General features: G+C 35.0%; 11 protein-coding genes and 1 pseudogene. 5 read left to right on the top strand and 7 right to left on the bottom strand.

Annotated features, from left to right (window positions below; genetic code table 11):
- Nucleotides 1-155: 155 nt before the first annotated feature.
- The 3 genes from AC5YD2_RS10795 to AC5YD2_RS10785 all read right to left on the bottom strand — a co-directional run bounded on the left by AC5YD2_RS10795 (nucleotide 156) and on the right by AC5YD2_RS10785 (nucleotide 3,438).
- Entirely contained in the window at nucleotides 156-713 is a 558-nt protein-coding gene (locus AC5YD2_RS10795) for a hypothetical protein (RefSeq protein WP_496126333.1), read from the bottom strand.
- 60 nt (nucleotides 714-773) lie between these two features.
- A complete protein-coding gene (locus AC5YD2_RS10790; RefSeq protein ID WP_496126332.1) occupies nucleotides 774-2,048 on the bottom strand; it encodes a glutaminase in 1,275 nt (424 codons plus the stop codon).
- Nucleotides 2,049-2,277: 229 nt separating this feature from the next.
- On the bottom strand, nucleotides 2,278-3,438 hold the full coding sequence (locus AC5YD2_RS10785) for a GGDEF domain-containing protein (protein ID WP_496126331.1): 1,161 nt from the start codon (nucleotides 3,436-3,438) through the stop codon (nucleotides 2,278-2,280).
- 584 nt (nucleotides 3,439-4,022) lie between these two features.
- Between AC5YD2_RS10785 and AC5YD2_RS10780 the strand changes: the two genes are divergently transcribed.
- Nucleotides 4,023-4,664: a hypothetical protein gene (locus AC5YD2_RS10780; RefSeq protein ID WP_496126330.1), complete on the top strand. Its 642-nt coding sequence runs from the start codon at nucleotides 4,023-4,025 to the stop codon at nucleotides 4,662-4,664.
- Nucleotides 4,665-5,171, top strand: a complete 507-nt coding sequence (locus AC5YD2_RS10775) for a GGDEF domain-containing protein (protein ID WP_496126329.1) — start codon at nucleotides 4,665-4,667, stop codon at nucleotides 5,169-5,171. It abuts the gene before it with no gap.
- Nucleotides 5,172-5,583: 412 nt separating this feature from the next.
- On the opposite strand, the gene AC5YD2_RS10770 is transcribed toward AC5YD2_RS10775, so the two are convergent.
- The 4 genes from AC5YD2_RS10770 to pnuC form a co-directional block, all read right to left on the bottom strand.
- Nucleotides 5,584-6,696, bottom strand: a complete 1,113-nt coding sequence (locus AC5YD2_RS10770) for a GGDEF domain-containing protein (protein WP_496126328.1) — start codon at nucleotides 6,694-6,696, stop codon at nucleotides 5,584-5,586.
- A gap of 220 nt (nucleotides 6,697-6,916) precedes the next feature.
- The gene (locus AC5YD2_RS10765; RefSeq protein WP_496126327.1) at nucleotides 6,917-8,110 is read right to left on the bottom strand and encodes a GGDEF domain-containing protein; all 1,194 of its coding nucleotides are present in this window, start codon (nucleotides 8,108-8,110) and stop codon (nucleotides 6,917-6,919) included.
- A 420-nt stretch (nucleotides 8,111-8,530) separates the two neighbouring features.
- Nucleotides 8,531-8,836, bottom strand: a complete 306-nt coding sequence (locus AC5YD2_RS10760) for a hypothetical protein (RefSeq protein WP_496126326.1) — start codon at nucleotides 8,834-8,836, stop codon at nucleotides 8,531-8,533.
- 39 nt (nucleotides 8,837-8,875) lie between these two features.
- On the bottom strand, nucleotides 8,876-9,451 hold the full coding sequence (pnuC, locus tag AC5YD2_RS10755) for a nicotinamide riboside transporter PnuC (protein ID WP_496126325.1): 576 nt from the start codon (nucleotides 9,449-9,451) through the stop codon (nucleotides 8,876-8,878).
- Nucleotides 9,452-9,669: 218 nt separating this feature from the next.
- Between pnuC and AC5YD2_RS10750 the strand changes: the two genes are divergently transcribed.
- From AC5YD2_RS10750 to AC5YD2_RS10740, 3 genes and pseudogenes are all read left to right on the top strand, one after another.
- Nucleotides 9,670-10,455 carry a crotonase/enoyl-CoA hydratase family protein gene (locus tag AC5YD2_RS10750; protein WP_496126324.1) on the top strand — a complete coding sequence of 262 codons (786 nt, stop codon included), beginning with the start codon at nucleotides 9,670-9,672 and terminating at the stop codon, nucleotides 10,453-10,455.
- 174 nt (nucleotides 10,456-10,629) lie between these two features.
- Nucleotides 10,630-11,087: pseudogene (locus AC5YD2_RS10745) on the top strand (alpha/beta fold hydrolase); the annotation flags it as partial.
- Nucleotides 11,088-11,184: 97 nt separating this feature from the next.
- A complete protein-coding gene (locus AC5YD2_RS10740; protein WP_496125791.1) occupies nucleotides 11,185-11,562 on the top strand; it encodes an IS630 transposase-related protein in 378 nt (125 codons plus the stop codon).
- Nucleotides 11,563-11,710 lie beyond the last annotated feature (148 nt).

Raw genomic sequence — 11,710 nt, 5'->3', positions numbered from 1 at the left:
GACAACGAGATAATGAAAATATAAAAAAACAGCAAAAAAATCTCAAATTCCAAATAAAAAATCTCTTTCTTCTCTAATACTCAGTCATGATTGAGTTGCGAACGGCTCATATTCGATCTAAAAACATAGTTTTCTTAATCTCAAAAGCGCTACGGCTAACAATTATCAAAATTTAAACGATAACGCTGTAATTTTCCTGCTTTAAATATAAATTGAATTGAATCATTGCCATCCTTTGCCATATCTGCGCTGAAAACATTTGGATTTGTTTCATCCTCATAAATGAACGCTTTAAACTTCTTTTTAAACGCCTGTTGATTCATCGTATCTACAATACGTTGTTGGTGAAAAATAACGCCGTTTGAACCATTCATGACCACTTCTTGAATTTGTCCATTATCAAGCACGGTAAAGTCTCCATAACGATATTGATCTGGGAAATGACCACCATTACATTCATCTTCACCACCTCGAATCACCTGTTTAGGCTTCGGTAGCATTTTAAGATTCATCTCCAAATGAGTTTGTACTTTTCCATGAATAATCGGCTGAACATAGCTTTCAGCAAAAATATGCATCGGTAACAAACCGAAGATTAAACTCACGACGCATTGTGAAAATATAGATCCGCGAGCATCTTGCTTCATTTTGATTTTATGGTTTTGTGTTTCAATCATGTTCACTTTGATGATTCTCTTTTTAATCAATTTCATTTTTTATTCACTTTGAATGTTCACTGGCTTTATTTTTAATTCAGCTTTATTTATTTTAAATCAATCAACTCGTTCATTTATACAGTCTTCTATAAGAGGATAGGAATTCAATGTTCTAGCCTGATGTGTCTGTTTCTGTCGTATAAGCTGATCAGGATCAATTAAAGCGACAAAGTGCCCATCGTCCATGAGTCGATCGATCCCCTCAATCAACATACGACGCCCTACATCATGGATAAAAGAGAGATTATTTAAATCAAAAACAATCTTATTCGATGCCACTGGTTCATTTTCCAGGATTCGCAATAACATCTCAGCTTCAGCAAACTGTAATGCACCAACCAATTCATAGATCACAATAGAATCATTACCTTGGGGTGAATAACGACGTTGCACAATGGTTTGCGCCGAAGGTATACCCTCCATCAAATGCAAACCCATATCTCGTGATAATTGCTCAAAGATATCCACGCCTCTGACACTATTACCATGGTCATCCAATTTTGGTGAAAATACGGCTATACCTACCTGCCCAGGGAGTACACCAATAATTCCACCCGCCACACCACTTTTCGCAGGTATACCGACTGTGGTTAACCAATCCCCCGCAGCATCGTACATACCGCAAGTCATCATCACGCTCAGCACCTGACGCACAACATTACGCTCAATCAGTCTTTTACCTGTTTGCGCCTGAATTCCACCGTTTGCTAAGACGCTGGTCATCTTCGCCAAGTCATTCACGGTTACTTTTATTGCACATTGTTTGATATAGCCATGTACGATTTCAACAGGATCTGACTCAAGCACCCCAACTGTACGGAGCATATAGCCAATCGACAGATTTCGAAACGCAGTCTCTAATTCAGATTGATAAACCGGCTGATCAAACTCCAACTCACGCCCTGCAAGCTCACTCAAGAATTGTCTCAGTGTCTCTGCACGATCAGTGTATGCATCAAATGGTAGTAGGGAATGTGTCGTGATCGCCCCTGAATTGATCATCGGATTTTTAGGTAAATTCTCTCGATCTAAAGCAATCTGATTAAAAGCCTCACCTGAAGGTTCGACACCTACTTTAGATAAAATGCTATCGAAACCATGTGTTGTGAGTGCTAGTGCATAAGCAAAAGGTTTCGACATAGATTGAATAGTAAATTCAACATCCACATCTCCACTCGAATAAATAACACCATCTACCGTTGAAAGTGCCAGTGCTAATTTATTCGGATCTGCATTCGCCAGTTCAGGGATATAATCTGCCAATGCCCCCTCATGGTTTAAATCACAATTGGATAAGACTTGATTCAAGTAATCTGGTACAGGGCTTTTCATCATGAACCTCTAAATCATTTTATTTTTTATCATCATAAAAATAATGTTATATAATTAACGCTTGAGCACCATGTAAGTTAACAAAGCCAGATCGTGATTAAAGTTTACAAATGTATAGCATCGGGCGTTGCCAAAAATCTAAGATAGTTTTGCATCAGGATTTCAATAACCACTAAGAAATCCATCCCTCTGTAAGAAGCTAAGATCAATTTTAATGTTAGTAGCGCTTTTAAATCGCACACTGAACCTGATTACGTCCTTGCTCCTTTGCCAAATATAAAGCCTGATCTGCATGTTTAATCACTTGTTCATGCGTCATACCATCTTGGTAAATCGAAATACCAAAACTTGCCGTAATTTGAATCGTAAGATTATCCTGAATGATGAAATTCTCCTGTTCAATCTGTTGACGACATCGCTCCGCAATCTCCTTCATTTTATCTAGATCAGATGTTTGTAAAATCATTAGAAACTCCTCACCACCGAAACGCCCGACCATATCATTTCCACGAATATTCACACTTAAAACATGAGCCACACGTCGTAACACATGATCCCCCACGTCATGTCCAAAACGATCATTAATGGATTTAAAATGATCTAAATCGATCAATATCACTGCATAAGACGAATTGAGTTGATGTAGTTTTTTTAAATCTCGGTCAATAACGCGTCGATTAAATACACCCGTCAGCGGATCTTTTTGGCTAATTTCATTAACCCAGTTTTCACGATTTCGCCACTGCAGCAACAAAATCTCAAAAATAACAACACTGGCAAAAAAAATCGGAATGTAAATAATCAACATGCTATACACCCAAAAGGTGTTATAAATCAAAATCGATTGATTCAGCGCTTCACTGAATAAGGGTGCATAAGGAATGATTTGATATGCACTGAGGAAAATGAGTGCCAGTAATACAACCGTCATTGGAATCAATGCGGTATATACAATATTTCTAGTGAATAGAACCAAGCCTAAACAGATCAAATTGACATAGGCGGCAATCGTTGCTGGACTACCGATACCAATAAAATAACCATTAAACATATAAATAGAACACAGAACGATTACCGCTATATAAGGCATATATTGTTGGGTAAATGATGCATGTTTGAATCGTATGCAGACCCAAACCATCCCCCAAAATAGCATGAATCCCGCTACGTTATAGATCAGAAAGGGAAGATAATGATCCTGATTAATCCATTGTTGATTTTGAGGATTTGCATTCGAAAAATAAATCCACAAAAACCATTTAATAAAATCATTAGCCCCTAAAATTAAGATCAGAATGGACTTAGTCAAGTTACTACTGTTGAGTAAAGAGCTCCTGAGCATAAATTGGTGTAATGAATCAATCTGTCTGTGCCAAATGCTTTTGCTCATACGTCCTTTATTTGCTATTAGAATTATGTTTTGAATTCCATATGCTGAGTTTTTAAAATTAAATCAATCAATAATTTTGCTTAGGAACCCTTTCATTTTTAATGTCTCAATATTCTTAATTTTTGTCCGTCTCTTGTTTGGCTTGCACATGCATTTACATTAAAAAAGTGCTGATCCTCTGCTAGAACGTCCTTCTTATTCTTACTAAAAACTACCCCTTTAATCGATTAATTAAAAAATCATTTGTCATTTTATTTTTTGCTTAGGTCAGCTTAATTCTGAATATCAATACGATCATTGATATTTATCTATTACGGGACAATTTAATCGCACAGCTATTAATATTTAGATTAAATGAAGATCATATTTTCAAGCTAAAAATCAAAACTTGTCACATAATTTATGTTCTAGTTCGAACTTATCTCCTTAAAATATCAGTTATTTTTTAATAAATACATATCTAATTTATATATTTATATTTATGATAAAAAGTAATCAGAATGCAAAAAATTGCTCAACAAAATTACGATTTAAAAGATCATCACCTGAGATGATGACGTGAAAAAGAGGTTGAAATAACGACCATGATCATTGAAAACTTAAACTTTTTTAGTCTGATTATTCCTGCTTTCTTGATTGTCATTGGTTTATGCGTTGTCTGCTTTAACCTAATCAAAGTATTACCAAAATATATTACATGGCATGGAGTCGCAACAGTTTGCATTGGGCTGTGTATTTTATTGCATACCATTCTAGCGCACTCAGTCATGGCTTATAGCATTGCACTGGTACTTGGCATATTTTTGCTTGCTTCTATTTTTATCACTCATGCTGTCCATCATCGGCTCGATATAGAAACACATTGGGGCAATATCGTATTCGTTGCCTTAATTGGCTTTTGCTTACTCTTTTACTTCTCAGCGATTCAAGATAATCAAGATATACGACATTTAATTCTAGGCATCACGATTTCATCTATTTTTGGAAATCGTATTTATGAAATCTGGTCACTAAAACCACGCATGTATGTCGATCTTGGTCTTAAATATGTCGTCTGTTTTATCGTCTTTATTGCGGTTTTTCGTGGCATGATTTTATTTATGATCATGGACAACAACAAACTTGTCTCAGATAGTGAAAATATTTGGGCAACTACTCAATTACTGCTCATCATATTGGATTTACTGTTTTTTGGTTTGTTTATCGGCTGTGCTCTACAAGACTAGATGAGAAAACTAAGAGTCGAACGTAATATTGATCCACTCACGGGATTACTGAATCGTCGTGCGTTAAATGAACGGATCAACGCACTTACCCAATCAAATTTGATTCAAAATGCGTTATTGCTGTGTGATTTAGATTATTTTAAGAAAATTAATGATACTTATGGACATCCTATCGGTGACGAAGCATTGAAGCATGTCAGTTCAATTATGCGTAAATCGATTCGTCCTTATGACGAAATTTCACGTATTGGTGGTGAAGAATTTGTAATCGTACTGAAAGATGTGAATCATGAGATTGCATTAAATATTGGAGAGCGCATACGCAAAGCGATAGAATCCCAACCACTCATCATTAATGGACAAAATATCCCAATTACAGTCAGTATCGGTATGGATTTTTTTAATCATCGAATTAAGTTTGACCAAACCATGGAGTCTGCCGATTTACTTCTTTATCAAGCAAAGAACATGGGACGTAATCAAATTCAGTGGCAACTCATCCCTTAAATAAAGTAGTTAACCCGAATCCTGCTTAAGGAAATGAGATCATTCATCTTGAGACTTATCCATCATTTTGAGCATAAAAAAGTCTATGCTTTGGTCTGATAACACTAAAAACTAATCATAAAATTACATTTAGCTTATGATTTTAAAGAAAAATCCTTATCCGCTATTCGGGTTAGTTAATATTTTGAATCGATCTGTACTTTGTGATCTTGAATCAATTGAATGCTTCAGATCTTAATTCAATTGCAATAGTCGTTTGGCTATAACGCTAAATTCGAACTACTATTATTCTTGATCTAACTCAACTAACTGTCTTGGTCCTTTAAGAGAAGTTTGTGAAGAGAGCTTTTAATGAAAATAAAACTGAGATTATAAGAAAATTTTCATCAGTTAAAGCTAACAATGATAGTCATTAAGATAAAAATTGAACCTGATTACGCCCTTGATCCTTGGCGATATACAATGCTTGATCTGCCCGTCTAATGACATCTTCTTTTCTAGAATCTCGACTACTCATGGCCACGCCAAAACTAGCAGATATATTGAACTCGGCACCATTTGCGTGTCGAATCAGTGTCTCGGCGATTGTTTGTCTACATCTATGAGCGATAGTCATTGCTTGATCTTTATTGAGTTGAGGTAAAATCAACATAAACTCCTCCCCTCCATAGCGGCCTAAGCAATCTCCATCAATTGCAATATTCGAAAGTACATTTGAAACAGTGATCAGCACCTGATCCCCCACATCATGTCCATAAGTATCATTAATTTTTTTAAAATGGTCTAAGTCCAATAAAATTACAGCATAGATTTGCTTCTGATCTTCTAGTTTCTTTAAAAACTCACCAATACTGCGACGGTTTAATATACCTGTTAATGGATCTTTACGGCTGATGTCATTCATCCATAACTCACGATTACGCCATTGAATCAGTAATACCTCAAATAAAACAATGCTCACGATAAATATTGGAATATACAGAAATAACATGCTGTAAACCCAATACGAATTTTGATAAAGATTTCCTGCTTCTAATTCATTACTAAAAACTGGAGCATAAATGATGAATTCTTTTGCACTTAGTGTAATAAGCAACAGTAAGATAATCGTTCCTGGTATAAACGTGGAATAAATAATCTTACGTCTATATAAAACTAATCCTACAGTGACCACCGTTATATATCCTGCAATTGTTGCTGGACTCGCAATACCAATTGCAAACCCTGAAAATAGCATCATGATTCCAAAGTATGCTACAGCTATATAAGGCAGATATATTTTGAATTTCTTATTTTTTTTATAACGATTACAAATATAAATCAGGATAAAAAAACTCAACGCACCCAGCAGGTAAAAACATACAAAAAAGGGATAGTGGTTTGTGTTAATCCAATGATTCAACTCGGCTGAATGATAGGAATAAACTAACCATACGAGCCAGACTAAGAAATCGAGTCCCCCCATTGCTAAGATCATTATCGTTTTACTGATATTATCCCATTGCATAATGACACTAGTTTGCATGAACGTTTTCATGCTTTCACGTAAGGTCTTAATTTGAGGTAACTTCATCCAAATATTGAGCATCGCAATGAACAACTATTCTTTTAAATTAAATTTTGAAGAATTATGCTTTAACTTGTGATTCATTATTTTCTCGTTGTTTAAATTAATGATTTAATGCTACAGCATGATATGAAATTGTAGTCTATTGTTTAAAATAATCAGGTTGATAATTTAACGATCAAATATCTGATTTTTTTAAATAAGATTCACATTCTTGAAATTTCTTCACTTGATTACGTCCTGATTTTTTAGCCAAATATAGAGCATCATCTGCTTGTTTTAAAACTTGTTCTTTAGTCTGGTAATGATTTCCAAGGGTTATACCAAAACTCGCAGAGATCTGAATAGTTTCTCGATCAGTAATTTTTATGGGCGTATTTTCAATTTGTTGTCTACATCTTTCAGCAATATCTACCACCTGTTGTATAGATTTATTTTGTAGCACCAAAATAAACTCTTCACCTCCAAAGCGCCCTACAACATCTTCATCTCTGACATTTTTTGACAATATAAAGGCTACTTGCCTGAGTACATCATCTCCGATATCATGACCATAACGATCATTAATTTGTTTAAAATGATCAAGATCCATTAAAATAATAGCAACTGCTCGATGTTCATTTTGAATTTCCGTTAGATTTTGCCCTATTTTTCGACGGTTATAAATACCCGTCAGCGGATCAATTTGACTCATCTCTCTTACTTTCTTTTCTCGATTTCGCCATTGAATGAGTAATACTTCAAATAACACCAATGAACAAAAAAATATAGGGATATAGAAATACATTTGGGTATACACCCAAAATTCATTTCGATGAAATATAATCTGATTAAACTCTTGAGTATAAATGGGTGCATAAGTCATTTGACCATTTAAAGTTAAGATAATTGCCATAATCAAATAAAATGTGATCGGTATAAAAACCAAATACATTACAGTTCTTTTAAATAAAACCATCCCGACGGTAATTAAACTGATATAGCCAGCTATAGATACAGGACTCATAATCCCAACCGCATAACCACCATATACAAAGCTTATGCCGAAAAAAATTACAGCAATATAGGGTAAATATTTTTTGATAAAAGTATTTCTTGAGTAAAATAATATGGGAAAAATCAATACAAAATTGATGATACAGAATACAATCATTCGTGCTAAATGATATGTTCCATAATCATGATTAAACCAATGTTGAAATGACGGATGATTTGAAAAATAAAGATACCATCCAATCCACGTAATATGAGCAGCACCGCCTAACAATAAGACTAGAACGCTTTTATTTAAGTCACTCCAATTCATCAGAACACTATTATTCATGAATTGTTGAACCGCTTCAGATTGCGTAATTTTACGATAGATTTTCATTTCATTTATTCTGTATGAATCTAAAACTTATTCACTCGATAAGTCTATTTATCCTATACCTACATGCATTTAGAAAATTAATTCTTATTAAAATGATAAAAACATCACAATTATATTAATAAAATAACAAATAATTAGCTTAATTTACGCTTTATCAAACCATTACACAATACTTATTCTCACTGTCATCACTGATCAAAAGTCATGATATTCAAAAGATTCCTTCGAATTAAAAGTTAGATTTATGATTTCAGCTAGATATTTTGACTGAATATGCCTACAAAATATTGATCAAGAAAATTGATTTTTACATTTTGATGACTGATTTATAAATTTATCTTAAATAATTAAGGTGAATAATAAGCTCTGTCATTTCCTCAGAGATATGAGGGATTATAATTTTTGATGTCCGGTTTAGATTTAGTGTGCGTTATGAATTGTACCAAGCTCAGCTTCATCTGAAATTTTAAAAATGACACTACTTGTATCTGTATTATCAATACTCAACCTACGATTTTTATAGCAAATTACAGCATAAAAATGTTCGGCTCCATCATCCTGTCCTGCGCAACGCCAAAAGGTACCTTTTGGGAAACTCTTAAGCCATTCGGCACTATAAAAATCTGCAATTGAATCAAACTGAACATACTCATGCGGTTTGGCTAAAATCTGTTGTACCAATGCATCGAACTTGTCCAATTGGGCTGTATTAAAATCAATCAGCATTTGTGTTTCACTACCAGTTAGTAAGTCATTTATATCTATTTAAATCGCACCTATCTTTTGCTGCTTTCTGACGTTGCTCCATTGTTTCCACCCGAGAATCGCCAAACCGATGAACACAGCATATAGTCCAGCCGTCAGATAAAGACTCTTGTAAACAAACATGCCGACGTAAACAATATCTACAATCACCCACAACACCCAAGTCGCAATAAACTTCTGCGTGGTCCAATAGGTGGCTAATAAACTAAAAGCTGCCAATTGCGCATCTAATATTGGTAAGGAGGCATCTGTAAAGTGGTGTAGTCCGAATCCAAATAATAATCCGCCGATTAAAGCCAGAACCATTTGCATTGCGAGTGTTGGAAAATGTGACTTTTCAATTCGTATTGTGTGTTGCTCAGTATTGCCTTTTCTCCAATGATAAAAACCATATAGATTCATAACAATAAAAATACATTGTAGAATTGTTTCTCCATACAATTTATATTGATAGAAAATGTAGGCGTACATAACAAAAGCAACAAAGTTAAAAAACCAGCACCACATTTTTCTTTTGATTGTGAGTGCCACGCCAATGATGCTCATAATAACTGCAATAATTTCAATTAATGACATAGGAAATTGCTTAAAATTGAATAATGCTATTATCCAATCAAACTCAATAATTTCAATGATTGAAATACATGAATTTATGAAAAGCTTTGCAAAACGATAACTAACTTTTTAAAACGTACTAAATCTAAAAATAACTAAACAATTTTGAACTTAAAAGTTTTGCTTAAAATTTATACTCTAGTTAAAACTATAGATATTTACACATAGGAATAATCAAAATGCCTGCGCTACATGGAAAAGTCAGTCGAGAAATACAACAACATCTCTTTTTAATTGGTTTAGATCGCGTCAGTAAACGCAACGCTTTTGATAGTCATATGATTGACGATCTATCGAATGCATTAACAGAGTATGAAGACAATGATCAATTACGCTGCGCGGTTATTTTTGCGCATGGAGATCATTTTACAGCAGGATTAGACCTCGCCGAACTTCAACCTAAAATGGAATCAGGTATTTTTAGTTCAGATCCCAATATGATTAACCCTTGGGGAACTTCCGGTCGTAAGCGAAAAAAACCAGTGATCGTTGCAGTTCATGGCTATTGCTATACTGCAGGAATTGAACTGCTGTTAAATGCTGATATCGCGATTGCTCAAAATAATACTCAATTTACCCAAATTGAAGTATTACGTGGCATTCTTCCCTTTGGCGGTTCAACCTCGCGTTTTGTTAAATCTGCTGGCTGGTCAAATGCAATGCGTTATTTACTCACGGGTGATTTGTTCGATGCTCAGACTGCACTCAACTTGAATCTCATTACTGAACTTACTACTAATCATCCACTCAATCGTGCCATGGAACTGGCTGAAAGAATTGCCAAAGCAGCCCCTCTCGCTGTGCAAGCCACCTTGGCAGCAGCTAAAGATGCCATTGAACTGGGTGAATCTCAATCTTTTGAAAATCTTAATGCATACCTTAAGCCTTTGCTGGCCAGTCAAGATGTCCAAGAAGGTATGAATGCAATGCTTGAAAGAAGAGAACCTCAATTTTTAGGTCATTAACTCTATTTAAAAAAGATGCATCCTCAAATTTACCTCAATCCATGATGAATCTTGCTACGTCAAACTTAATACAAAAATTTGATGCTTATTCTTGCTCTACTTAAACATTAAAAATCCAGACAAATGACCATTACTAACTCACTGGCATACTTCATAGCTCTAAAAAAGCGATGAAGACAAAAAATAATCGTGGCAAGTGCTACAGGTGTAGCACAACTGTTTTATCATCGTTTCGCAGAATATGCAGTTCAAAAAGGATTTGAAGTACTTACATTTGATTATAGAGGTGTCGCCTTATCTGCGTCCTCAATCACTTAAAGGCTCTAAAATGTCTTATTTGGATTGGGGGGCTTTAGATTTAACAGCAGCAATCGAACCCCATTGTTTGTAGTCGGACATTCCTATGGCTGACAGACTTTTGCACTAACAACTAATTATCATAATATTAAAGCGATGTATTGCTTTAGCACAGGTGCAGATGCAGGTTGGGTAGGAAATATACATTTTTAAAGAGCGATTTAAAGTTCAAGTCATGTGGCCCTCCACTGGTTGCAATAAAGGGTTATCTGCCTTGGAGCAAACTCAATATAGGGGCTGATCTAACCTTAGGTTTTTACCATCAATGGTGTAAATGATGTAAATATCCAACTTATTCTTTTGGTGACGCTGCTCACTATAGCTAAAAATCCAATATGAGCTACAATAGAAAAAACACTAAGATTTAGGATCATGCCAAAAACATATTCTGTCGATTTACGCGAAAAAGTCATGCAGTTTTATAAAGAATCACAGCATAAATCCAAAACGTGTGAACTGTTTAATATTGCAAGAACCACCCTAGATGATTGGATTCTACTCGAACAGCAGACTGGTCAGCTCAAACAGCCTAAACCTCAAAATGCAGGACGCCCTTCGAGGATTCGAGATCTTCAAGCCTTTGAGCACTTCGTAAAAAATACACCTTTTACTCAGGCGAAAGATCTTGTCCCTTTGTTTGAACAACAATTCGGTTATACCGTTGGTTACCATGTCATTTTAAAAGCCCTTAATAAGATGGGATGGACGCGTAAAAAAAGAGTTTTCTTTACAGACAAGCCTGTAAATTAAGTCGTGCTGTATTTGAATGGTTCCTACCTCAATGGAAGAAACAATATGGCGAGGATCATATTCTTTATATTGATGAATCAGGCATCAATACCAATGAAATAGCAGAATATGGTTGGTCTCCAAGAGGCCAGCGATGTCATTCCTTAAG

It is taken from the genome of Acinetobacter sp. CY73, assembly GCF_059515865.1.
The sequence above is the reverse complement of the archived record's forward strand: the minus strand, read 5'-3'. Positions and strand labels throughout refer to the sequence as shown.